This window comes from Streptomyces sp. bgisy100 (genome assembly GCF_057709105.1).
On sequence record NZ_JBYITE010000013.1, the window covers coordinates 65,910 to 88,167 of the forward strand.

Annotated in this window: 23 protein-coding genes and 1 pseudogene; 18 read left to right on the plus strand and 6 right to left on the minus strand. The window is 73.5% G+C overall.

What is annotated here, in order from left to right:
* The first annotated feature begins 2 nt into the window (after nucleotides 1–2).
* Nucleotides 3–644, plus strand: a complete 642-nt coding sequence (locus AC3EQ1_RS11950; protein ID WP_432094299.1) for an HU family DNA-binding protein — start codon at nucleotides 3–5, stop codon at nucleotides 642–644.
* A 143-nt stretch (nucleotides 645–787) separates the two neighbouring features.
* Here the strand turns inward: AC3EQ1_RS11950 and AC3EQ1_RS11955 are convergent, their stop codons facing one another.
* Nucleotides 788–991: a hypothetical protein gene (locus AC3EQ1_RS11955; protein WP_388850689.1), complete on the minus strand. Its 204-nt coding sequence runs from the start codon at nucleotides 989–991 to the stop codon at nucleotides 788–790.
* 104 nt (nucleotides 992–1,095) lie between these two features.
* Nucleotides 1,096–1,791, minus strand: coding sequence for a 2-phospho-L-lactate guanylyltransferase (gene cofC / locus AC3EQ1_RS11960; protein ID WP_432094300.1), 696 nt, complete (start codon nucleotides 1,789–1,791; stop codon nucleotides 1,096–1,098).
* A 128-nt stretch (nucleotides 1,792–1,919) separates the two neighbouring features.
* Here cofC and AC3EQ1_RS11965 point away from each other — a divergent pair, with 128 nt between their 5' ends.
* The 3 genes from AC3EQ1_RS11965 to AC3EQ1_RS11975 all read left to right on the plus strand — a co-directional run bounded on the left by AC3EQ1_RS11965 (nucleotide 1,920) and on the right by AC3EQ1_RS11975 (nucleotide 4,999).
* Nucleotides 1,920–2,690 (plus strand): lysophospholipid acyltransferase family protein, encoded by a 771-nt coding sequence (locus AC3EQ1_RS11965; protein WP_432094301.1) that lies wholly within the window; start codon nucleotides 1,920–1,922, stop codon nucleotides 2,688–2,690.
* On the plus strand, nucleotides 2,687–3,715 hold the full coding sequence (locus AC3EQ1_RS11970) for an NAD(P)H-dependent glycerol-3-phosphate dehydrogenase (protein ID WP_432094302.1): 1,029 nt from the start codon (nucleotides 2,687–2,689) through the stop codon (nucleotides 3,713–3,715). Before AC3EQ1_RS11965 ends, AC3EQ1_RS11970 begins: the two co-directional genes overlap by 4 nt.
* A gap of 135 nt (nucleotides 3,716–3,850) precedes the next feature.
* Nucleotides 3,851–4,999 (plus strand): D-alanine--D-alanine ligase family protein, encoded by a 1,149-nt coding sequence (locus AC3EQ1_RS11975; RefSeq protein ID WP_432094303.1) that lies wholly within the window; start codon nucleotides 3,851–3,853, stop codon nucleotides 4,997–4,999.
* Nucleotides 5,000–5,099: 100 nt separating this feature from the next.
* Here the strand turns inward: AC3EQ1_RS11975 and AC3EQ1_RS11980 are convergent, their stop codons facing one another.
* Complete coding sequence (locus tag AC3EQ1_RS11980; RefSeq protein WP_432094304.1) at nucleotides 5,100–5,588, minus strand: DUF3515 domain-containing protein; 489 nt, start codon at nucleotides 5,586–5,588, stop codon at nucleotides 5,100–5,102.
* Between the two features lie 20 nt (nucleotides 5,589–5,608).
* Nucleotides 5,609–5,842: an Lrp/AsnC family transcriptional regulator gene (locus tag AC3EQ1_RS11985; protein ID WP_351511422.1), complete on the minus strand. Its 234-nt coding sequence runs from the start codon at nucleotides 5,840–5,842 to the stop codon at nucleotides 5,609–5,611.
* A gap of 191 nt (nucleotides 5,843–6,033) precedes the next feature.
* Between AC3EQ1_RS11985 and AC3EQ1_RS11990 the strand changes: the two genes are divergently transcribed.
* On the plus strand, nucleotides 6,034–7,002 hold the full coding sequence (locus AC3EQ1_RS11990; protein WP_432094305.1) for a thiamine-phosphate kinase: 969 nt from the start codon (nucleotides 6,034–6,036) through the stop codon (nucleotides 7,000–7,002).
* A gap of 10 nt (nucleotides 7,003–7,012) precedes the next feature.
* Complete coding sequence (gene thiD, locus AC3EQ1_RS11995) at nucleotides 7,013–7,825, plus strand: bifunctional hydroxymethylpyrimidine kinase/phosphomethylpyrimidine kinase (RefSeq protein WP_432094306.1); 813 nt, start codon at nucleotides 7,013–7,015, stop codon at nucleotides 7,823–7,825.
* A gap of 336 nt (nucleotides 7,826–8,161) precedes the next feature.
* Here the strand turns inward: thiD and rpmB are convergent.
* Nucleotides 8,162–8,272: pseudogene (gene rpmB / locus AC3EQ1_RS12000) on the minus strand (50S ribosomal protein L28); the annotation flags it as partial.
* A 239-nt stretch (nucleotides 8,273–8,511) separates the two neighbouring features.
* Here rpmB and AC3EQ1_RS12005 point away from each other — a divergent pair.
* The 10 genes from AC3EQ1_RS12005 (at nucleotide 8,512) to AC3EQ1_RS12050 (ending at nucleotide 20,256) form a co-directional block, all read left to right on the plus strand.
* Complete coding sequence (locus AC3EQ1_RS12005) at nucleotides 8,512–10,500, plus strand: DAK2 domain-containing protein (protein WP_432094307.1); 1,989 nt, start codon at nucleotides 8,512–8,514, stop codon at nucleotides 10,498–10,500.
* 247 nt (nucleotides 10,501–10,747) lie between these two features.
* On the plus strand, nucleotides 10,748–12,976 hold the full coding sequence (gene recG / locus AC3EQ1_RS12010; RefSeq protein WP_432094308.1) for an ATP-dependent DNA helicase RecG: 2,229 nt from the start codon (nucleotides 10,748–10,750) through the stop codon (nucleotides 12,974–12,976).
* Nucleotides 12,977–13,560: 584 nt separating this feature from the next.
* On the plus strand, nucleotides 13,561–14,160 hold the full coding sequence (rsmD, locus tag AC3EQ1_RS12015) for a 16S rRNA (guanine(966)-N(2))-methyltransferase RsmD (protein WP_432094309.1): 600 nt from the start codon (nucleotides 13,561–13,563) through the stop codon (nucleotides 14,158–14,160).
* 26 nt (nucleotides 14,161–14,186) lie between these two features.
* Nucleotides 14,187–14,669 (plus strand): pantetheine-phosphate adenylyltransferase, encoded by a 483-nt coding sequence (coaD, locus tag AC3EQ1_RS12020; protein WP_388850653.1) that lies wholly within the window; start codon nucleotides 14,187–14,189, stop codon nucleotides 14,667–14,669.
* Nucleotides 14,670–14,820: 151 nt separating this feature from the next.
* The gene (locus AC3EQ1_RS12025; protein ID WP_432094310.1) at nucleotides 14,821–15,942 is read left to right on the plus strand and encodes an ATP synthase subunit B family protein; all 1,122 of its coding nucleotides are present in this window, start codon (nucleotides 14,821–14,823) and stop codon (nucleotides 15,940–15,942) included.
* A 141-nt stretch (nucleotides 15,943–16,083) separates the two neighbouring features.
* Nucleotides 16,084–16,713 (plus strand): YceD family protein, encoded by a 630-nt coding sequence (locus AC3EQ1_RS12030; RefSeq protein WP_432094365.1) that lies wholly within the window; start codon nucleotides 16,084–16,086, stop codon nucleotides 16,711–16,713.
* 2 nt (nucleotides 16,714–16,715) lie between these two features.
* The gene (gene rpmF, locus AC3EQ1_RS12035; protein WP_009714764.1) at nucleotides 16,716–16,889 is read left to right on the plus strand and encodes a 50S ribosomal protein L32; all 174 of its coding nucleotides are present in this window, start codon (nucleotides 16,716–16,718) and stop codon (nucleotides 16,887–16,889) included.
* Nucleotides 16,890–16,908: 19 nt separating this feature from the next.
* The gene (rnc, locus tag AC3EQ1_RS12040; RefSeq protein WP_432094311.1) at nucleotides 16,909–17,754 is read left to right on the plus strand and encodes a ribonuclease III; all 846 of its coding nucleotides are present in this window, start codon (nucleotides 16,909–16,911) and stop codon (nucleotides 17,752–17,754) included.
* Nucleotides 17,755–17,931: 177 nt separating this feature from the next.
* Complete coding sequence (gene mutM / locus AC3EQ1_RS12045; protein ID WP_432094312.1) at nucleotides 17,932–18,813, plus strand: bifunctional DNA-formamidopyrimidine glycosylase/DNA-(apurinic or apyrimidinic site) lyase; 882 nt, start codon at nucleotides 17,932–17,934, stop codon at nucleotides 18,811–18,813.
* A 225-nt stretch (nucleotides 18,814–19,038) separates the two neighbouring features.
* Nucleotides 19,039–20,256 carry a glycosyltransferase 87 family protein gene (locus AC3EQ1_RS12050; protein ID WP_432094313.1) on the plus strand — a complete coding sequence of 406 codons (1,218 nt, stop codon included), beginning with the start codon at nucleotides 19,039–19,041 and terminating at the stop codon, nucleotides 20,254–20,256.
* 89 nt (nucleotides 20,257–20,345) lie between these two features.
* Here the strand turns inward: AC3EQ1_RS12050 and AC3EQ1_RS12055 are convergent, their stop codons facing one another.
* Nucleotides 20,346–21,218 (minus strand): CAP domain-containing protein, encoded by an 873-nt coding sequence (locus AC3EQ1_RS12055; protein ID WP_432094314.1) that lies wholly within the window; start codon nucleotides 21,216–21,218, stop codon nucleotides 20,346–20,348.
* Between the two features lie 127 nt (nucleotides 21,219–21,345).
* On the opposite strand from AC3EQ1_RS12055, the gene AC3EQ1_RS12060 reads away from it, so the two are divergent.
* Nucleotides 21,346–21,627 (plus strand): acylphosphatase, encoded by a 282-nt coding sequence (locus tag AC3EQ1_RS12060; RefSeq protein ID WP_432094315.1) that lies wholly within the window; start codon nucleotides 21,346–21,348, stop codon nucleotides 21,625–21,627.
* Between the two features lie 380 nt (nucleotides 21,628–22,007).
* On the plus strand, nucleotides 22,008–22,220 hold the full coding sequence (locus tag AC3EQ1_RS12065; RefSeq protein ID WP_388850633.1) for a hypothetical protein: 213 nt from the start codon (nucleotides 22,008–22,010) through the stop codon (nucleotides 22,218–22,220).
* The last annotated feature ends 38 nt before the right edge of the window (nucleotides 22,221–22,258 follow it).

The following is a 22,258-nucleotide window of genomic DNA, read 5'->3' on the forward strand; positions in this document are numbered from 1 at the left end:
ACGTGAACAAGGCGCAGCTCGTAGAAGCAATTGCCGACAAGCTCGGCGGGCGGCAGCAGGCCGCCGATGCTGTCGACGCGGTTCTGGACGCCATGGTGCGTTCAGTTGTCGCCGGGGAACGGGTCTCCGTCACCGGCTTCGGATCGTTCGAGAAGGTGGACCGCCCCGCCCGGTACGCCCGGAACCCGCAGACCGGCGAGCGCGTCCGGGTCAAGAAGACCTCGGTGCCCCGCTTCCGTGCAGGCCAGGGCTTCAAGGACCTGGTGGCCGGGACGAAGAAGCTGCCCAAGGGCGGCGAGGTCTCGGTGAAGAAGGCCCCCAAGGGCAGCCTCAGCGGAGGGGTTACCGCCAAGAAGGCCACCACCAAGAAGGCGGCGGCCAAGAAGGCGGCGGCGAAGCGGACCGCGGCGGCCAAGAAGACCGTGGCGAAGAAGACCACCGCGGCCAAGAAGGCAGCGGCGAAGAAGACGACGACGGCGAAGAAGACCGCAGCGAAGAAGACCGCGGCCAAGAAGACCACCGCGAAGAAGGCCACCGCCAAGAAGACGGCACCGGCCAAGAAGGCCACGGCGAAGAAGGCCCCCGCCCGCAAGGCCAGCGCCCGCAAGACCACCGCCAAGAAGACGACCGCGAGGAAGAAGTAGCACCTCACGCGCCGGGCCGGACTCCCTTCGGGGAGCCCGGCCCGCGGTGTGTCCGCACCCGTGGCGGGCGGCCGGCGGCACCGGGTGCCCGGTGCCCCGCCCCGTTCGGGTTGGCGCAGGGCCCGCGGTCGCGGCGCCCGTGGTCAGAGCGTCTGCAGGGTCACCAGGGTGATCCGGCGGCCCTCGCCCTCGCCCTCCACGTCGATCCGCACCCGCTGGCCCGGCCGCAGCAGAAGCAGCCCGCCGGCGTCGAAGGCCTCGGCTCCGAACGGCACCGGGGTGCCGTCGTCGAGCAGCACACTGCCCGTGCGGGTATCGGAGTCGTACGTATAAGCGGTCGCCTGCATACGCACCAGCCTAAGGGCTGTCCCGTCGGGGCCGGGCGGCAATCCCCGCGGCGCGCGCCCGCCCTCGCCTTTCCGCCGCCCATTCCGCCCGGACCGGGCGTCCGTTATTCGGGGATGAGCAGCCCGGCCGCCACGGCTGCCGTACGCGGACCCACCCCCAGCGCCAGCGCCGTGCGCAGATCCTCACCGGTGTCCACGTCCCGGCGTACGGAATCGACACCGGGCAGCGTGATTTCCACCGCCCCCGACGCCCGGTGCCGTGCCCGCGAGGGGCCGCCGAATACCGGTTCCAGCTCCACTCCCGGGGCCGCCGAGAGGAATGTCGTCCCCACTCCTGCCGCATCCGCCAGAAATGCCCGGGGAAATGCGGACGCCGCGGCCAGAACCCGGGCCAGTTCCCCGGGGCGCAGCGCCGGCAGGTCCGCGTTGAGCGCCGCCACCGGGGCCGCCGGACGCACCCGGCGGGCCGTACGGGCACCGTGGGCGAGTGCCGCGTTCAGACCGTCCGCCGGCACCCCGCCCGAGCCGGCGGGCCGGTCGGGCACGGTGCGGGCCCCCAGCGCCGTCAGCTCCGCCCCCGCCAGCGGATCGTCCGTGACGACCACCACATCCCCGACCTCGGAGCAGGCCAGCGCCGCCGCCACGGTGTCCTGCGCGAAGGCCAGTGCGAGTCCCGGCCGCAGCCCGTCGCCCGTCGCACCGGCCAGCCTGCTCTTGGCCCGGGCCAGCGGCTTCAGCGGAACCACCAGCGACCACGCGCCGCCCGCGACGCCCTTTCCGATTCTTCGCATCGGCCTCATTCTCGCCTGCTGCCGCGGCCGCCCGGGAGGACCGGGGTTACGGTGTTCTCGACAGACCGGGGACCTGGGGCGACACTTGTGCGGCTGCCCGTCCGCAGCTCAGCAGGTCCCACGAGGAGGGTGTCCGAGTGTCCCGCCGCAGAATCGGCTTCTGGTACCGCTTGGCCGCGGTCATCGCAAAACCGCCGCTGGTGGTGCTGTTCAAACGGGACTGGCGTGGAATGGAGCACATTCCGGCCGACGGCGGATTCATCACCGCGGTCAACCACAACTCGTATCTCGACCCGCTCTCCTACGCGCACTTTCAGTACAACACCGGACGCGTCCCGCGATTCCTCGCGAAGGCCGGCCTTTTCCGGACCCCGTTCGTCGGCATGATGCTGCGGGGCACCGGCCAGATCCCCGTGTACCGCGAGTCCAGCGACGCCGTCAGCGCCTTCCGGGCCGCCATCGACGCGATCGACCGCGGGGAGTGCGTCGCCTTCTACCCCGAGGGCACCCTCACCCGCGACCCCGACCACTGGCCGATGCAGGGCAAGACCGGCGCGGCCCGCGTCGCGCTGGAGACCAAGGCCCCGGTCATCCCGGTCGCCCAGTGGGGCGCCAACCACGCCATGCCGCCGTACGCCAAGGAGGACAAGCTCCGCCTCCTGCCGCGCAAGACGCTGCGGGTGCAGGCCGGGCCCCCGGTGGACCTCTCCGCCTACTACGGCATGGAGCCCACCGCCGACGTACTGCGTGCCGCCACCGACACGATCATGGCCGCCATCACCGAGCAGCTCGCCGAGGTGCGCGGCGAGCCGGCCCCCGCCGAGGCGTACGACCACCGCACGGCCCGCGCGGAGCAGCGGCAGAAGACCCGGCAGCTCAAGGCCGAGGAACAGGGGGGAACCCCGTGACGCGCTGCGCCGTCTACGGCGCCGGCTCCTGGGGCACCGCCTTCGCGATGATCCTCGGGGACGCGGGCTGCGACGTGACCCTCTGGGGCCGCCGCCCCGAGCTGGCCGAGACCATCAACACCGGCCGCACCAACCCCGACTACCTGCCCGGTGCCGTGCTGCCCGCCTCCGTCCGGGCCACCGGCGACCCCGCCGAGGCCGCCCGCGGCGCCGAGTTCACGGTGCTCGCCGTGCCCTCCCAGACCCTCCGCGAGAACCTCGCGGCCTGGGCGCCGCTGCTCCCCGCCGACACCGTCTACGTCAGCCTGATGAAGGGCGTCGAACTCGGCACCGCCAAGCGGATGAGCGAGGTCGTCGAGGAAGTGGTCGGCAAGGCGCCCGGCGGCGCCGGCCCCGAGGACGTCCGGCGGCGGGTCGCGGTGCTCACCGGCCCCAACCTCGCCCGGGAGATCGCGGCCCGGCAGCCCGCCGCGGCGGTCGTCGCCTGCGCCGACGAGGCGGTGGCCAAACGGCTCCAGACCGCCTGCCACACCCCCTACTTCCGGCCCTACACCAACACCGACGTCGTCGGCTGCGAGCTGGGCGGCGCCGTGAAGAACGTCATCGCGCTCGCCGTCGGCATCGCGGACGGCATGGGCCTGGGCGACAACGCCAAGGCCTCGCTGATCACCCGCGGTCTCGCCGAGACGACCCGGCTGGGCCTGGCGATGGGCGCCGACGCCCACACCTTCGCGGGCCTGGCGGGCATGGGCGACCTGGTCGCCACCTGCTCCTCCCCGCTGTCCCGCAACCACACCTTCGGCACCAACCTCGGCCGGGGCATGACCCTGGAGGAGACCATCGCGGCCACCGCGCAGACCGCCGAGGGCGTCAAGTCCTGCCAGTCCGTACTCGATCTGGCCCGCCGGCACGAGGTCGAGATGCCCCTCACCGAGACCGTCGTCGGCATCGTGCACGAGGGCAAGGCACCGCTCGTGGCGCTCAAGGAGCTCATGGGCCGCACCGCCAAGGCGGAACGGCACTAGGAATCGCTTCCGTCCCTCCGGGCGGGCAGGACGGACGGCACCCGGTGCGGCGGATCGCACCCACCCGCACCACCGCGACATTCCGGGGGGACGGCCCCGGACCATCGAGTTCAGGCAAGGTAATCTCAACGCGATATGAGCAGCGAGTCCTCTTCCCCCAGCCCCGCCCGCAAGCCGCGCGTCGCCGTCGTGTTCGGCGGGCGCAGCTCGGAGCACGCCATCTCCGTGGTCACCGCCGGGGCCGTGCTCCGCGCCATCGACCGCTCCCGGTACGAGGTGCTGCCCATCGGCATCACCACCGACGGGCGCTGGGCGCTGACCGCCGACGCCCCCGAGCGGATGGCGATCACCGAGCGGCGGCTGCCGAGCGTCCAGCAGCTCACCGAGCCGGGGGAGGGCGCCGTGCTGCTCCCGGTCGACCCGGGCAACCGTGAGGTCGTCTACAGCGAGCCCGGTGCGGTGCCCAAGGTGCTGGGCGAGGTCGACGTCGTCTTCCCGGTGCTGCACGGGCCGTACGGCGAGGACGGCACCCTCCAGGGGATGCTGGAGCTCTCCGGGGTGCCCTACGTCGGCGCGGGAGTCCTCGCGTCCGCCGTCGGCATGGACAAGGAGTACATGAAGCGGGTGTTCACCGGCTTCGGGCTCCCCGTCGGCCCCTACGAGGTGATCCGGCCGCGCGAGTGGGAGCAGGACCCGTCCGCCGCCCGGAAGCGGATCGTGGACTTCGCCGCCGAGCACGGCTGGCCGCTGTTCATCAAGCCCGCGCGCGCCGGCTCCTCGATGGGCATCACCAAGGTGGACCGCCTGGAGGACCTGGAGGCGGCGATCGAGGAGGCCCGCCGCCACGACCCCAAGGTCATCGTGGAGTCGCTGCTGCGCGGCCGGGAGATCGAGTGCGGCGTCCTGGAGTTCGAGGACGGGCCGCGGGCGAGCGTCCCCGCCGAGATCCCGCCGGTGGAGTCGCACGACTTCTACGACTTCGAGGCCAAGTACATCGACTCCGCCACCGGCCTGGTGCCCGCGCCGCTCACCGAGGAGCAGACCGCCCGGGTCCAGGAGCTCGCCGTCCGGGCCTTCGACGCCGTCTCCTGCGAGGGCCTGGTCCGCGCGGACTTCTTCCTGCAGGACGACGGGGAGTTCGTGATCAACGAGATCAACACCATGCCGGGCTTCACGCCGATCTCGATGTACCCCCGGATGTGGCAGGAGAGCGGCGTGAGCTACGCCGAGCTGGTGGACCGGCTCATCCAGGCCGCGCTGCGCCGCCCGACCGGACTGCGCTGAACCCGCGCGCGGGCGGTGGGCGACGGTGCCCCCGCCCGCCCCCGGTTCCGCGCCGTTCCACCGCGCACGGCCCGGACGACCCGCCCGGGAGGGTGCGGGCCTAGAGCTCGCTCGGCACGCTCTTCTTCACGGCACCCGCGAGATCGGTCAGCGCATTGACCTCGGGGGCGTACTTCCCCGGCACGGTCAGCTCGACGAAGGCCTTGCGCCCGGTGGTGGTGAACCGGTAACCGTCGTCCTGCTTCTCCAGCAGCCAGGTGACACCGTTGACATCCACCGCGTCCGCCGTGGGGTTGTAATGTTCGCTCCCGGGCGTCAGCACGGTGGGCCGGGCCACCCCGCAGCGCAGTTGCACCGCGGGGTCGCCCCAGTCGGCGGCGAAGTCCGAATCGGGCCCGGTGGAACTCCGGTCGAGCCCGTCGACGGTTCCGGGCAGATGCCCCTGGAGCGTCCGGCACATCCCGGCGGCCGCGGCCGCCGGGGTGGGAACCGGACGGGTGCCGTCGCTGTCGGAGAAGGAACAGCCGGCGGCGGCGGTCAGCAGGGCGGCGGCGGGCAGGCAGAGGATCCGGCGAGAAAAAGCGCTCACCGGCCGAGCATAGACGGGGGCTACAGATGGACCACCGGGCAGGTCAGCGTACGCGTGATGCCGTCCACTTGCTGGACTTTGGCGACCACCATGCGGCCCAGTTCATCGACGGTTTCGGCCTGCGCGCGCACGATGACGTCATACGGCCCGGTCACGTCCTCGGCCTGGATCACCCCCGGGATCGCACCGATCGTCTCGGCTACGGTCGACGCCTTGCCGACCTCGGTCTGGATCAGGATGTACGCCTGTACCACGGAACCTCCAGGGCGGCCACGAGGATCATGTGGGGAGAAGGGACGCCACGGTACCGCGTCGCCGAGCGGCAGGGGGAGACCCGCGCAGCCGTCGGCGTGCTCGGAGCCGTGGACAGCAAGGACAGGTCGACGGCCCCGGCACCACTGCCGGGCCGCGAGGGCAATCGCACTGGGGCAGAAGGGGCACACCGATGAAGGGCACCGTGGGCGAGTTGGGGGAGTTCGGGCTCATCAGGGAGCTCACCTCACGGCTCACCACCACCCCCGCCGTACGGCTCGGGCCCGGCGACGACGCCGCGGTGGTCGCGGCACCGGACCGCCGGGTCGTGGCCAGCACCGACGTACTGCTGGAGGGCCGGCACTTCCGCCGCGACTGGTCCACCGCCTACGACGTCGGCCGCAAGAGCGCGGCCCAGAACCTCGCCGACATCGCCGCCATGGGCGCCGTCCCCACCGCCCTGCTCGTCGGCCTGGTGGTCCCCGCCGAACTCCCGGTGACCTGGCCCGTGGAGCTGATGGACGGCATCCGGGACGAGTGCCAGGTGGCGGGCGCGGCCGTGGTCGGCGGTGACGTCGTCCGCGGGGACGCCATCACCGTCGCCATCACCGCGCTGGGCGACATGCGCAACCACGAGCCGGTCACCCGGGCCGGGGCACAGCCGGGCGACGTGGTCGCGGTGACCGGCTGGCTCGGCTGGTCCGCCGCCGGACACGCGGTGCTCTCCCGGGGATTCCGCTCACCGCGCGCCTTCGTCGAGGCGCACCGCCGGCCCGAGCCGCCGTACCACGCCGGTCCGGCCGCCGCGGGGCTGGGCGCCACGGCGATGACCGACGTCAGCGACGGCCTGGTCGCCGACCTGGGGCACATCGCGGAGTCCAGCAAGGTCCGGATCGACCTGCGCTCGGCCGCGATCGACGTCCCCACGCAGATGTGCGACATCGGGCAGGCCGTCGGGGTGGATCCGCTGACCTGGGTGCTCGGCGGCGGCGAGGACCACGCCATCGTGGCGACCTTCCCGCAGGACGTGAAGCTCCCCGCGCGGTGGCAGGTGATCGGTGAGGTGCTCAACCCCTCGGCGCTGCCGCAGGTGACGGTGGACGGGGCGCCCTGGGACAAGGCCGGCTGGGACCATTTCGGCGACATCGAGGACGCCCAGTAGATTCGGGCCCATGGAGACGGACCCGCAGCTGCCCCGGAAGACCCCGCCCCGCGTCCTCACCGTCGCCGGATCCGACTCCGGCGGCGGCGCGGGCATCCAGGCCGACCTGAAGGCGATGCTCGCCCTCGGCACGCACGGCATGAGCGTGGTCACCGCGGTCACGGCACAGAACTCACAGGGCGTACAGGGCGCGTGGGAGCTGCCCGCCGACGCCGTACGGTCCCAGTTCCGCAGCGTCGTCGACGACATCGGGGTGGACGCGGTCAAGACCGGAATGCTCGCCTCGGCCGAACTCGTCGAGACCGTCGCCGGGCTCGTCGCCGATGCCGGCGTCCCGGTCGTGGTGGACCCGGTCGGGGTCTCCAAACACGGTGACCCGCTGCTCGCCGCGTCGGCGCTCGACTCGGTCCGGACGAAGCTGCTGCCGGCCGCCACCGTCGCCACCCCCAACCTGGACGAGGTCGCCCAGCTCACCGGAGTCCGGGTGGAGGCGGAGGCGGACCTGCGCCGCGCGGCGGACGCGGTCCTCGCCTTCGGGCCGCGCTGGGCGCTGATCAAGGGCGGGCACCTCGGGGGCGACGCGGTGGACCTGCTCACCGACGGCACGGAGGAGCACTGGCTGCGGTCCGTGCGCCACGACAACCGGCACACCCACGGCACCGGCTGCACCCTGGCGAGCGCCGTCGCCGCACGGCTGGCGACGGGGCGGACGGTGCCGGAGGCGGTGGCCGACGCCAAGGAGTACGTGACGGGCGCGATCGCCGCGGGCTTCCCGCTGGGCGAGGGCATCGGCCCGGTGGATCACGCCTGGCGGTGGCGCTGAGGGCGGGTTGGACGGGCCGGGGGCCGGGTCACGGGCCCCGGGTCCCACGGCGGTACATCCGGGTGCGCCGCCGCAGGGAGCCGGTCCGGAGGGAGGCGGGAGACCGCGCCCGAAGGGACCGGGACCGATCGGGAGGCGCGCGGAACACCTCGCGTGCCCGGGGGCAACGGGCACGGAACCGCCCGGGCACAGCAGAGAGCCGGCCCACTTCTCAGTGGACCGGCTCCGGCAACCGGCGAAGGCTGCGCTACGACGGGAACGTCAGCGCGAGACCTTGCCGGCCTTGATGCACGAGGTGCAGACGTTGAGCCGCTTCGGCGTCCGCCCGACCACAGCGCGCACCGTCTGGATGTTGGGGTTCCAACGACGGCGAGTGCGGCGGTGCGAGTGCGAAATGTTGTTGCCGAAGCCCGGCCCCTTGCCGCAGACGTCGCAGTTGGCAGCCACGGGTCACTCCAAAGACTTCAGATGCACTTACGGTGAATCCCGGCGCGCCGAGATCAGTGATGACCGGCGGTGCCAGGGTGGGAATGGCCCGATTCTCATCGGGCAACCGGAGCAGCATACAACGACCGCTCCCGTACAACGAAACTACCATGGCGGCCCGGGCCCCCGCCCCGGCCGTTCCCCGGTCCCGCGACTACTCTGCGGTGGCAATTCTTCCGCCCGGCCCGAGGAGGACGCAGGTGCCGCACACCCTCGACGCCACGACGGTGCGCACGTGGTGCGAGCTGGCTCTCGAGGAGCTGGGGCAGGCCCGCGAGGGGCTGGACGCGATCAATGTCTATCCGGTCGCGGACGGTGACACCGGCACCAACCTCTATCTGACCGTCGAGTCGGCGGCCCGCGCGGTGGACGCGGTGTTCGCCGCCGGGGACCCGGCGCCCGACGGCACCGGCCCGGCCCTGGCCGACGCGGTCCGGGCGATGGCGCACGGCGCGCTGATCGGGGCGCGGGGCAACTCCGGCACGATTCTCGCGCAGCTGCTGCGGGGGATGGCGGAGGTCCTGGCCGACGGGCACCCCGGCGCGGACCGTCGGCCGGAGTCCGGAGCCGCTCCCTCCGCGGACCGTCGGCCGGAGTCCGGAACCGCCCCCTCCGTGGGGAGCCCGCCGGAGACGAGGACGGACGACGCCGCCTCGCTCCCCGGCACCGCGGCCCCCGCACCGACCACCGGCACCCTGCCGGACGCCGCAGCCGCCCCGGCCGCCTCTCCGACGACGTGCCCGTCCGCCTCTCCCACGACGGGCCCGGCACCGGACCCCGCCGCGGACGCCCTGCGCCGCGCGCTCCGGCGGGCCGCGGAGTCGGCCTACCGCGCGGTGGCCCACCCGGTGGAGGGCACCGTGCTGACCGTGGCCACCGCCGCCGCCGACGCGGCCGGGCGGGCCGAGGGCAGCGCCGGAGCCGTGGCGCGCGCGGCGTACGAAGGGGCGTGCGCCGCGCTGGACGCCACCCCCGGACAACTGGACGTGCTGGCGCGCGCGGGCGTCGTGGACGCGGGTGGCAGCGGCCTGGTGGCCGTGCTGCGCGCGCTCGCGGAGGCGGTCTCCGGAGAGCTGCCGATGGGACTCCTCGGCGGCCCGCACACCCGGGCGCACCGGCCCGCGGCACCGCACCCCGCCCCGGGCGCCCCCGCGGTGCCCTGCGGTCCCGCGCTCTCCGTCCCGGGGCAGCTGGTTCCCGGGCGGCCCGGTGAGGAACCCCGCCCGGGGCCCGCCTACGAGGTGATCTACCTGCTGGAGGCGTCCGACGAGGCCGTCGCCACCCTGCGCGGGACCCTGGACGGGCTCGGTGACTCCCTCGTCGTGGTCGGCGGTGACGGACTGTGGAACGTCCATGTGCACGTCGACGACGCGGGCGCCGCGGTCGAGGCCGGAGTCGTCGCCGGGCGGCCGTACCGGATCGCCATCACCCACTTCGCCCCTGCCGCCCCGGCCCGCCCCGCGGACGCCGCGGCGGGCACGACGCCGGCCGGCTCCGTTGCCGGCCCGGAGCGGCGCGGGGAACGGGAACAGCGCGCGGTCGTCGCCGTCGTGCCCGGCGAAGGGCTCGCCGCGCTGTGCCGTGAGGCCGGCGCGGACGTGGTGTCCTGCCGCCCCGGGGAGCGCCCCGCCGGGGACGAACTCGTGCAGGCCATCCGCCGGGCGCACGCCCACGAGGTCGTTCTGCTGCCCAACGACGGGGAGCTGCGGCACACCGCGGCGGCCGCGGCCGAGCAGGCCCGCGCCGAGGGGGTCCGGGTGGCGCTGATCCCCACCCGCTCCAGCGTCCAGGGCATCGCCGCCCTCGCCGTCCACCAGCCCGGCCGCCGTTTCGACGAGGACGTCGTCGCCATGACCGCCGCCGCCGGCGCCACCCGGTACGCCGAACTGGCCGTCGCGGAGGCCCAGTCGTGGACGATGGCCGGGGTCTGCCAGGCGGGGGACGTCCTCGGCCTGATCGACGGCGATGTGGCGGTCATCGGGCCCGACCTGGCCGGAACGGCCGCGACCGTACTGGACCGGATGCTGGCCGCGGGCGGGGAGATGGTGACCCTCGTCCTGGGCTCCGGGATCCCCGACGACCTCGCCGACCGCCTCCAGGCGCACGTCCGCGAGCGCCATCTCGCCGTCGACACCGTGGTCTACCGGGGCGGCCAGCCGACCGTGCCGCTGCTCATCGGCGTCGAGTGAGGCGCAGCCGGCGGGGGTGTGAGCCGTCGGTCCGGAAGCCGGCCCGCCGGAGGGGCCCGTTGTTGTGTCTGCCGTCGTCCGGACGCCCGGCGCCGACCCCGCCCGAGGAGCCGCGGCAGCGCGTCGGCAAGTCGGCCGTCGCGGCCGGTCACCGACCCGGCGCGGTGTGCGCGGAGCCCGCGCCCGGCCGTCCCCTCCCCGCCGCGCCCATGTCGTGGCGCCCGTCCTGTCACACCGATGGTGTGCAATGGACTGCGTGCCAGCGCTGGATGAATCCCTGAAGAAGACGGTCGGCGGCAACACCGCGAAGGTGATGGCCGACCAGCTCGGCCTGCACACCGTGGGCGACCTGCTGCACCACTACCCGCGGCGGTACGCCGAGCGCGGCGAGCTGACCCGGCTCGCCGACCTGCCCCTGGACGAGCACGTCACCGTCGTCGCCCAGGTCGCCAAGGCCGCGAAGAAGACCTTCAACCACGGCAAGGGCGTCCGCCTGGAGGTCGTGGTGACCGACGGCAGCGGCTCGCTCACCCTGGTGTTCTTCGGCCGTGCGGCCCACCACCACGAGCGCGAGCTGCTGCCCGGCCGCCGCGGCATGTTCGCGGGCAAGGTCTCGGTCTTCAACCGCACCCGGCAGCTCGCCCACCCCGACTACGAACTGCTCGACCGGGACAGCGGGACCGACGCCGTCGAGGGCTTCGCCAACCAGCTGCTGCCGCTCTACCCGGCCTGCAAGCAATTGCCGTCCTGGCGGATCGCCAAGTCGCTGGGCGCGCTGCTGGACACCTTCGAGGCCGACGGCTGGCGCGATCTCACCGATCCGCTGCCCACCGCGCTCCGGGAGAACCGGGGCCTGAGCACCCTTCCCGACGCCCTCCGCAAGGTCCACCGGCCGCGCACCAGGGCCGATCTGGCCGATGCCCGCGCCCGGCTGAAGTGGGACGAGGCGTTCGTCCTCCAGGTCGCCCTGGCCCGGCGGCGGTACGCCGACGCACAGGCCCCGGCCGTGCCCCGGGTCCCCCGCGAGGACGGTCTGCTGGACGCCTTCGACGCGAAGCTGCCGTTCACCCTCACCGACGGCCAGCGGAAGGTCTCCGCGGAGATCTTCGGCGACCTGGCCACCGAACACCCCATGCACCGGCTGCTCCAGGGCGAGGTCGGCTCCGGCAAGACCATGGTCGCGCTGCGGGCGATGCTCGGTGTCGTCGACGCGGGCGGGCAGGCCGCGATGCTCGCGCCGACCGAGGTCCTGGCCCAGCAGCACCACCGGTCCGTCGTGGAGATGATGGGCGAACTGGCCGAGGGCGGCATGCTGGGCGGGGCCGACCGGGCCACCCGGGTCGTGCTGCTCACCGGCTCGATGGGCGCCGCCGCCCGCCGCAAGGCGCTGCTCGACCTGGCCACCGGCGAGGCCGGGATCGTCATCGGCACCCACGCGCTGATCGAGGACAAGGTGCAGTTCCACGACCTGGGCCTGGTCGTGGTCGACGAGCAGCACCGCTTCGGCGTCGAACAGCGCGACGCCCTGCGCTCCAAGGGCAAGCAGCCGCCCCACCTGCTGGTGATGACCGCGACCCCGATCCCGCGCACCGTCGCCATGACGGTCTTCGGCGACCTGGAGACCTCGGTGCTCGACCAGTTGCCGGCCGGCCGCTCGCCGATCGCCAGCCATGTCGTACCGGCCGCGGACAAGCCGCACTTTTTGGAACGCACCTGGGAGCGGCTGCGGGAGGAGGCCGGGAACGGCCACCAGGCGTACGTCGTGTGCCCGCGCATCGGCGACGAGGAGGACGACGCGGCGGCCCGGAAGGCGGGCAGGAACGCCGCGGACGGCCCGGCCCCCGAGGACGGCGCCGAGCGCCGGCCGCCGCTGGCCGTGCTGGACGTCGCCGACCGCCTGGTGAAGGGCCCGCTGAGCGGACTGCGGGTGGAGGTGCTGCACGGCAGGATGCACCCCGACGCCAAGGACGACGTGATGCGCCGCTTCGCCGCGGGCGCGGTGGACGTGCTGGTGGCCACCACGGTCATCGAGGTCGGCGTGAACGTCCCCAACGCCACCGGGATGGTCATCATGGACGCCGACCGGTTCGGCGTCTCCCAGCTGCACCAGCTCCGCGGCCGGGTCGGCCGGGGCAGCGCCGCCGGACTCTGCCTGCTGGTCACGGAGATGCCGGAGGCGAGCCCCGCACGGGCCCGGCTCGACGCGGTCGCCGGCACGCTCGACGGCTTCGAACTGTCCCGGATCGACCTGGAACAGCGGCGCGAGGGCGACGTCCTCGGCCAGGCCCAGTCCGGGGTCCGCTCGTCCCTGCGGATGCTCGCGGTCATCGAGGACGAGGAGGTGATCGCGGCGGCCCGCGAGGAGGCCGTGGCGATCGTCGCCGACGACCCGGAGCTCACCGGATTCCCGGAGCTGCGCACCGCGTTGGACGCCCTGCTGGACGCCGAGCGGGAGCAGTACCTCGACAAGGGCTGAGGGCGCCCGGGCCTCCTCGCACGCCGTCCGCCCGGGGGAGGGGCCCCGTCGCGCCCGGGCCGATCCGCGGGCGGCCGGGCCGAGTTGGGCCGGGGGCGTGGCCGCGCGACGGCACGCCGGGGCGCCCGTCCGCCCAACCGCGCTCCTCCGGGCGCCGCCCGCACCTCGCCGCTCCTGCCCGCCCACCACCGCCCCGCCCCGCCCGAACGTCCGCCCAGCTTCTCCGCCCGAGCGTCCGCCACTGCTCCGCCCAGCTTCTCCGCCCGAGCCTCCGCCACCGCCCCGCTCTCCGCCCGAACGCCCGCCACCGCCCCGTTCTCCGCCCGCCCGTCCGCCACCGTCCGCGCCGCCGACCCCGCGCGCACCCTCGGCAACGGGCCACCCCGCCCCGTTGCCCCGGACCGCGAACGCCGCCCGGACCGCGAACGCCGCCCGGGCCGCGAACGCCGCCCGGACCGGCCGTCGCACCCCTCCCTGTCGCCCGGGCGCGCCACCGGCGGCCCACCCGACGCCATATCGTGGGAGCCAGCAGCCGCAGGCTCCGCGGCAGCAGCTCCACCCACCGTGACGAAGGGCCGGACCCCATGACCCGCGTGATCGCCGGAGAAGCCGGCGGACGCCGCCTGGCCGTACCCCCGGGCACCGGAACCCGGCCCACCTCCGACCGGGCGCGCGAGGGGCTGTTCTCCACCTGGGGGTCGCTGCTGGGCGATCTGCACGGCATCCGGGTGCTGGACCTCTACGGCGGTTCGGGAGCCGTCGGCCTGGAGGCGCTGTCCCGGGGCGCCGGCCATGTGCTGCTCGTCGAGGCCGACGCCCGTGCCGCCCGCGTCATCCGGGAGAACGTCGGCGTGATCGCCATGCCGGGCGCGGAGGTGCGTGCCGGGAAGGCGGAGCAGATCGTCGCCGGACCGGCCCCCGCCATCCCGTACGACGTGGTCTTCCTCGACCCGCCGTACGTGGTGACGGACGACGATCTCCGCGAGATTCTGATCACACTCCGCGACAGGGGCTGGCTCACCGAGGACGCCCTCGCCACCGTGGAGCGCAGCACCAGGGGCGGCGAATTCCGGTGGCCCGCCGGGTTCGAGGGGCTACGGGCCCGTCGATACGGCGAGGGCACGCTTTGGTACGGTCGCGCCGCCCCGACGCGCACCGACCAGTCATCCGTCAGCGTGTCATGAACGGACCGGAGAGCGAGGAACCACTGTTGCGCCGCGCAGTCTGTCCGGGGTCCTTCGACCCCGTCACCAACGGACACCTCGACATCATCGGCCGTGCCTCCAAGCTGTACGACGTGGTGCACGTCGCCGTGATGATCAACCAGTCCAAGAAGGGCCTGTTCACCGTCGACGAGCGGATCGACCTGCTCCGCCAGGTCACCGCCGAGTACGGCAACGTCGAGGTCGAGGCCTTCCACGGCCTGCTCGTGGACTTCTGCAAGCAGCGCGACATCCCGGCCATCGTCAAGGGCCTCCGCGCGGTGAGCGACTTCGACTACGAACTCCAGATGGCCCAGATGAACAACGGGCTCTCCGGCGTCGAGACGCTGTTCGTGCCCACCAACCCCACCTACAGCTTCCTCTCCTCCAGCCTGGTCAAGGAGGTCGCGGCCTGGGGCGGCGACGTCTCCCACCTGGTGCCGCCGCTGGTGCTGGAAGCCCTCACCGAGCGCCTCGCCGAGCGGAAGTGACACCTGTGCCCCGCTGACGTTCCCTCAAGCGGTGTCGGCGGGGTGGCGCATGGCCGTACAGTCGTTGGGACCCGAACCGCCGGCCGGCACCGCGCACGCCCGGCGGCCGTCGCCCCGGAACCCCGGCCAGACAAGACTGCGAGCAGCCTCAGTGGACGTGCAGAAGAAGCTCGACGAGATCGTCGAGACCGTCGGCAGCGCCCGGTCCATGCCCATGTCGGCCTCCTGTGTGGTCAACCGCGCCGAGCTGCTGGCCATGCTCGAAGAGGTGCGCGCCGCCCTCCCCGGCTCCCTGGCCGAGGCCCGGGACCTGATCGGCGGCCGTGACCGGATGGTCGAGGAGGCGCAGCGGGAGGCCGAGCGGATCATCGAGTCGGCGCACGCCCACCGCGGCTCGCTGATCTCCGACACCGAGGTCGCCCGGCAGTCCCAGGGCGAGGCCGACCGGATCCTCGCCGACGCGCGCCGCGAGGCCGAGGAGATCCGCGCCGAGGCCGACGACTACGTCGACAGCAAGCTCGCCAACTTCGAGGTCGTCCTCACCAAGACCATCGGCTCCGTCGACCGCGGCCGGGAGAAGCTCCTGGGCCGCGGTCCCGGCCTCGACGAGCAGGGCTACGAGGACGAGGACGCCCCGGAGCGCAGCGCCGACCCGGCGACCCTCCGGGACCGCGCCGACGCCTACGTGGACACCAAGCTGGGTGCCTTCGAGGCCGTGCTCGCCAAGACCCTGGAGGCCGTCGGCCGGGGCCGGCAGAAGCTGCACGGCCGCCAGACCGTCGATGACCTGGGCGCGCACCTGGCCGCCCAGGACGGGATGGTCCAGGCGCCGCAGACCAGTGACGCCGACTACCTGGCCGGCCTGGCCGGCGGCGACGGGCAGGCGCCCTTCCCGCAGCAGCCCGCCGCCCCGCCCGCGCAGCAGCCCGCACCGGGCGTCCCGCAGCAGCCCGGCGTCCCGCAGCAGCCCGGGGAGCCGGTGCAGCTGCCCCACCAGGGCCGGCCCGAGCAGGACTACTACACCCCGGCCGCCGCCTATCAGCAGGACCCGTACGGGTACCAGGGCTACGCCGGCCAGGACGCCTACGGCTACCCGCAGCAGGACCCGGGCTACGGCTACCAGCCGGCGTACGACCCGAACACCGGCTACCCGGCCCAGCCGGGGCAGCCGCAGCAGCAGCAGCAGCCCGCCGGAGCCCTGGACGAGACCAGCCTCTTCGACACGGGCATGATCGACCTGGACCGGCTCCGGGAGTACGAGCAGGGCCGCTGACCGGGGATCCGGGAGCGGATTGGGCCTCACGCGGCCCGTCCAGTATCCTGGCTGTTCGGTCGCGCGTACGTCCGCGATCTCGGCTGCCCGCATTGCCTCGGCATCGGGCCGCCAGTACCGCAGCGTAGAAAGCAGGAAGCTCTGAACGCCCGCCTCGACCACCGCAACCCACTCGTGTTCGACACACATGAGCTGGGGCGGCGTCCGGGTGCGTTGCAGCGCCTCTCCCGCTCCGTCGACGCTCCCGCGGACCTCGGTGTCGAGGTCATCGGAGTGCCCGGCGACGCGACGGTCGAGCTGGACATCCGCCTCGAGTCGGTCATGGAGGGGGTACTCGTCACGGGTACCGCCCGTGCGCCGCTGACGGGCGAATGCGTAAGGTGTCTGGAGCCGCTGGAGCGTGAGCTCGAGACGGACTTCCAGGAAATGTTCTCCTACCCCGACGCCGATGACCGGAACCGCGAGACGGAGTCCGGCGACGACGCCGAGGACGAGGACATGCTCTTCCTCGAGGACGGCCTGTTCGACCTCGAGCCCGTGCTGCGGGACGCGGTGGTGCTCGCACTGCCGCTGCAGCCGGTGTGCCGGGAGGACTGCCCCGGTCTGTGCCCCGAATGCGGGGCGCGGCTGGCGGACGACCCGGACCACCACCACGACGCCGTCGACACCCGTTGGGCGGCACTGCAGGGACTCGCCGAGACCATCCAGGGCGGCGAGAAGGACGACATGAGCGGCGCCGAAGCGGGCGTCGACGAGAAGCAGGAGAAGTAGCCGTGGCTGTTCCGAAGCGGAAGATGTCGCGCAGCAACACGCGCCACCGCCGGTCGCAGTGGAAGGCTGCGGTCCCCACCCTGGTGGCGTGCGAGCGCTGCCACGAGCCGAAGCAGCAGCACATCGCGTGCCCGAGCTGCGGCACCTACAACCGTCGTCAGGTCCTCGAGGTCTGATCGGCGGGTGACAGGCTCCATGTCAGACGCCAATTCGCCGAACCCTCCCCGCAAACGCGGGGGTGCAGCGGCGCAGCAGGCGGACACGGCCTCGTCCCACACGCTTCTGGAAGGGCGGCTCGGGTATCACCTCGAGTCCGCCCTTCTGGTGCGTGCGCTGACCCACCGCTCCTACGCGTACGAGAACGGCGGTCTGCCCACCAACGAGCGGCTGGAGTTCCTCGGGGACTCCGTGCTCGGCCTGGTGGTCACCGACACGCTGTACCGCATCCACCCCGACCTGCCCGAAGGCCAGCTGGCCAAGCTGCGGGCCGCGGTGGTCAACTCGCGTGCGCTGGCGGAGGTCGGCCGCGGCCTCGAACTCGGTTCCTTCATCCGGCTCGGCCGGGGTGAAGAGGGCACCGGTGGCCGGGACAAGGCGTCGATCCTCGCCGACACCCTCGAAGCGGTGATCGGCGCGGTCTACCTGGACCAGGGACTGGAAGCGGCGGGGGAGCTGGTGCACCGGCTCTTCGACCCGCTGATCGAGAAGTCCTCGAACCTCGGCGCGGGCCTGGACTGGAAGACCAGTCTCCAGGAACTCACCGCCACCGAGGGGCTGGGCGTTCCCGAGTACCTGGTCACCGAGACCGGACCCGACCACGAGAAGACCTTCACGGCTGCTGCCCGCGTCGGTGGTGTCGCGTACGGCACCGGCACCGGCCGCAGCAAGAAGGAAGCCGAGCAGCAGGCTGCCGAGGCGGCCTGGCTCGCGATCCGCGAGGCGGCCGACGCGGCGGCCGTCGCGGCAGCCGAGTCCGGCGCACCGGGGGAGGCGGCCGACAGCGAGGCCGCCGGCTCCGGCGCGGCGCGCCAGGCGCAGTAGGACCGCTGTCCGCACCACCGCCCCTGTGGCGGGGTGCGGACCTCCGCGTGCGGGCCCCCGGGCCCGTGACGTGAACCGCCCATCCATCCCCAGGGGGTGGATGGGCGGCGTACGTTCCGGCCCGTTCCCGCCGGACGGCGCCGTGCACCCGTCGATTTTTTCCCCGAGGAGCGCCCCGTGCCCGAGCTGCCCGAGGTCGAGGTCGTCCGCCGCGGACTCCAGCGCTGGATCTCCGGCCGTACGGTCTCCGCGGTCGAGATCCGGCACGCCCGGTCCATCCGGCGTCATCTGGCCGGGCCGGCCGACTTCGCCGACCGGCTCGTGGGCCGCCGTCTCGGCCCCGCGCACCGCCGCGGCAAGTACCTGTGGATACCCGTCGAGGACACCGGCACCGCCGTCCTGGGCCACCTCGGGATGAGCGGTCAGTTGCTCGTCCAGCCGCACGACGCCCCCGACGAGACCCATCTGCGGATCCGGGTGCAGTTCGCCGACGACGACCCCACCGAGCTGCGCTTCGTCGACCAGCGCACCTTCGGCGGGCTCTCGCTGCACACCCAGGTCCCCGGCGATCCGGACGGCCTGCCCGACGCCATCGCGCACATCGCCCGGGACCCGCTCGACCCGGCGTTCGACGAGCCGGCCTTCCACGCCGCGCTGCGCCGCCGCCGGACCACGGTGAAGCGGGCCCTGCTCGACCAGTCGCTGATCAGCGGCGTCGGCAACATCTACGCGGACGAGGCGCTGTGGCGGGCGAAGCTCCACTACGAGCGGCCGACAGCGGGCATGACCCGGCCCCGCACCGCCGAACTGCTGGGGCACATCCGGGACGTGATGAACGCGGCTCTCGCCGTCGGCGGCACCAGCTTCGACAGCCTCTACGTCAATGTGAACGGCGAGTCCGGGTACTTCGACCGCTCCCTCGACGCGTACGGCCGCGAGGACGAGCCCTGCCGCCGGTGCGGTACGGCCATCCGGCGCCGCCCGTGGATGAACCGCTCCAGCTACTACTGCCCCCGCTGCCAGCGGCCTCCGGCGCGCCGCGTCCTGCCGCCGCGCTGAGGCCGGGGGCCGGTCCCGGCGCGGGTGAGCCAACCACCGTCGCAGATTGCCTATATTCAATGAGGTTTGTCCCGTTTTAGGGATTCCTCATATGCGTATGCGGAGGCGATGGTGACGGACGCTCCCACGGTGGTTGGCCCGGAACAGCCGAGGACGGCGAGCGAAACACCGCCGACGCCGCGAGGAAGCCACCCCGCAGCGCCTCCCGTACCCCTGGAGCCGGCCGTGCGCTGGCACCGGCCGCGTACCTGGCCGCGCGACTGGCTGCTGCTCGCCGGGTACTGGGCGGCGTCCCGGCTGGTGATGCTCGCCCTGCTCCGGCAGGGCCACGGCGACATCGCCGGCGAGGTCCACGTGCTCTACCAGCGCTGGGACGGCCGGCTCCGGGACGGCACGTTCCCCGTGGGGGACGTCGCCTGGCAGTACCCGCCCGGTGCCGCGATGGTGATGATCGCCCCCGGTCTGCTGCCCCTCCTCACCTACCTCCAGGGCTTCGTGCTGCTGATGCTGGCCTCCGACGCCGTGGTCGGGCTGGCCCTCGTACGGGCCGCGCACCGCGGCGGCGGACGCAGCCTGGGCGGCGCCTGGATCTGGGTCCTGGGACTGCCCCTGCTCCTCAGCCTGCCGTACGCCCGCTACGACGTCCTCGTCACCGGAATCGCCGTCCTGGCACTGCTGGCCCTCGCCGGCCGGCCGCGCCTGGGCGGGGTACTGGCCGGTCTGGCCGCCGTGATCAAGGTGTGGCCGGTGCTGACGGTGCTCGGCACCCCGCGCGGCCGGACCACCCGGGAGACCTGGCTGGCGCTCACCGCTGCCGCCGGGGTACTGCTGCTGGCGCTCGCCGCGGGCTTCCGCGGGGCGTTCGACTTCCTCTTCGCCCAGCAGGAGCGGGGCGTGGAGATCGAGTCCATGGGCGGCGCCGTGCTGCACGCCGCGCGGGTGCTGGGCTGGCCGGGTGAGGTGCGGCACCAGTACGGATCGTTCGAGTTCGTCGGGCCCTATGTCTCCTCGGTCGCCCTGGCCTCGGTGCTGCTCACCGGGGTGGCCTTCGGCTGGCTGCTGCTGTGGCGGGTACGGGCCCGCCGCTGGACCGACGCCACTCCGTACGACGCGGCCCTCGCGGCCGTCCTGCTCTTCACCGCCACCAGCCGGGTGATCAGCCCGCAGTATCTGATCTGGCTGATCGGCCTCGCCGCGGTCTGCCTCACCGTCGGCCGGACCACCCAGCGCCCCGTCGCCGTCCTGCTGCTGCTGGTGGCGGCGCTGACCACGGTCGACTACCCGCTCTTCTTCGGCGCGGTGCTCAACAGCTCCTGGCAGGGGGTGGCGGTACTGGGCCTGCGGAACCTGCTGCTCCTGGCGGCCGCGCTGCTCTCCTGCGTCCGGCTGTGGCGGGCGACCGTCCCGCGCCGCCGGTCCGCCCGCCCCGCAACGGTGCCGTAGCCCGGCGGCTCACCCCGGAGGGCGGCGGCCGGCGGAGGGCGTCCGCGCAGTGCGGGCGAGGGCCGGCCGGCAGTGCGGGCAGGGGCCGGTCAGTAGCCGAAGTCCTGGGTCCACCAGGGGCCGCCGTCCCCGTAGTGCGCTCCGACCCCGAGGGTCCGGTAGCCGCAGTTGAGGATGTTGGCGCGGTGCCCCGGGCTGTCCATCCAGGCGTCCATCACCGCCGCGGCGTCCCGCTGCCCGCGCGCGATGTTCTCGCCGCCCAGCAGCGCGCCGATGCCCAGCCCCTTGGCCCGGTCCCACGGGGTGGCCCCGTCCGGGTCGGTGTGGTCGAAGAAGTCCCGGTCCGCCATGTCCTCGCTGAAGTCGTCGGCCAGCCCGCCGAGTCTCCGGTCGGCCTTCACCGGTCGGCAGCCCGCCTTCGCCCGCTCGTGGTTGACCAGCTTCAGCACCTCGGCCTCGGCCGCCTCCTCGCTGACCGGACGCTCCGGCGCGGCGGAAGCGGGCTTCCCCCTCTCCTTCTTCTCGCCGGCGGTCTCGGCCGGGGCGGCGGGGGAGTCCTCGGCCGGCGTGGACGAGGAGGGCCGCTCGGGCGCCTTCCCGGACGGCGCGGACGGGGTGCCGGGGTGGGAGGACGGCCCGCCGGGGGCCTCGCTGCGCCCGCTTCCGCGGTCCGCGGGTGCCGAACTCCGGCCGGCCGGCCGCGTGGCGGGCGTGTCCCGGGGCTGCTGTTCGGGCAGGTCCCCGGTCCGCACCCGGCTGCCCGGCGTCTCGCTCCCGACGGTGTACTCGCCGCCCTGGCCGGGCAGCAGTCCGGAGGTCACGGCCGCGGCCCCCATCGCGACGGCGGCGGACACCCCCAGCAGACCGGTCCGTACCGGTGCGGCGACCCGCTGCCCGCCCCGGTGCCGCGCCGGGTTCCCGGCGGGCAGCGCCTCGGGGGCGGTGCGTCGGTGGCGGCCCATCGCTGCGTTCCTCCACGTGATCCCGGTCCCTCACTCCTCCGGGTGAGGTTCATTGACCGGGGACTGTACGCCATGGGGGATGGGGCCGCCGGGCCCCGCGGGCAATTGGCCGGTTAGCGTGCCGGTCATGAACGAAGATGTCCGCCTCACCGCATGGGTCCGCGGCCGCGTCCAGGGCGTCGGCTTCCGCTGGTTCACCCGTGCCAACGCCCTGGAGATCGGTGACCTGCGCGGCTTCGCGTCGAACCGCCCCGACGGGCGGGTCCAGGTCGTCGCCGAGGGCCCCCGGCCCAGCTGCGAGAAGCTGCTCGCCTGGCTCAGCACCGGCGACACGCCCGGCCGGGTCGACGGAGTCACCGAGATCTGGGACACACCCCGGGGCGTCTACGACACCTTCGCGATTCGCTGAGAGACCCCGTCGGCCCACGCTCCCGGGCCGGGCGGCGACGGCCCGAGAGATGCCCTGGGCATGTGCGCAGGGGACGGATGACCTGGTGGTTGCCAAGAACGCCAGGTCGTGCAAGGCTGCCGTCCCAAGAGTTGATCTCCACGCCCTGCGGGCCCCCTGGAGAGAGCAGCGCCGCGCCTTCCCCGCCGCGTGCTCCCAGGCCGCCCGAGGATACGGGGTGTGATCGTGTTGACCCTCAAACCATTTGGTGAGACTCTGGAATCCCCGCGCACCCTACCTGTTTGACATCGAGATCCGCGTTGATGACGGACATGCGGGTGCGAATCCCTCACGACCCACCACCGCTACGGTCGGTCACTCAGTGTGGAGGACCATCCATCATGGCAAAGGCGCTTCTCGGTTACGTCGGCGGCTCCGACCCGCGACTCCTCGCCGAGATGCGACGGCTCCAGCAGCGCGTACAGGACCTCGAGTCCGAGCTCGTACGGATTCAGGCCGAGAACGACGCGCTCTCTGCCGCCGCGCACCACGGTGACTCGCTGCTCGACAGCATTGACATCGACGTACCCCAGGCGGAGCCTGCGCTCACCTGACCTCAGCCCCAGGCCGGTCGGGCTGCACGTCAGCCGCT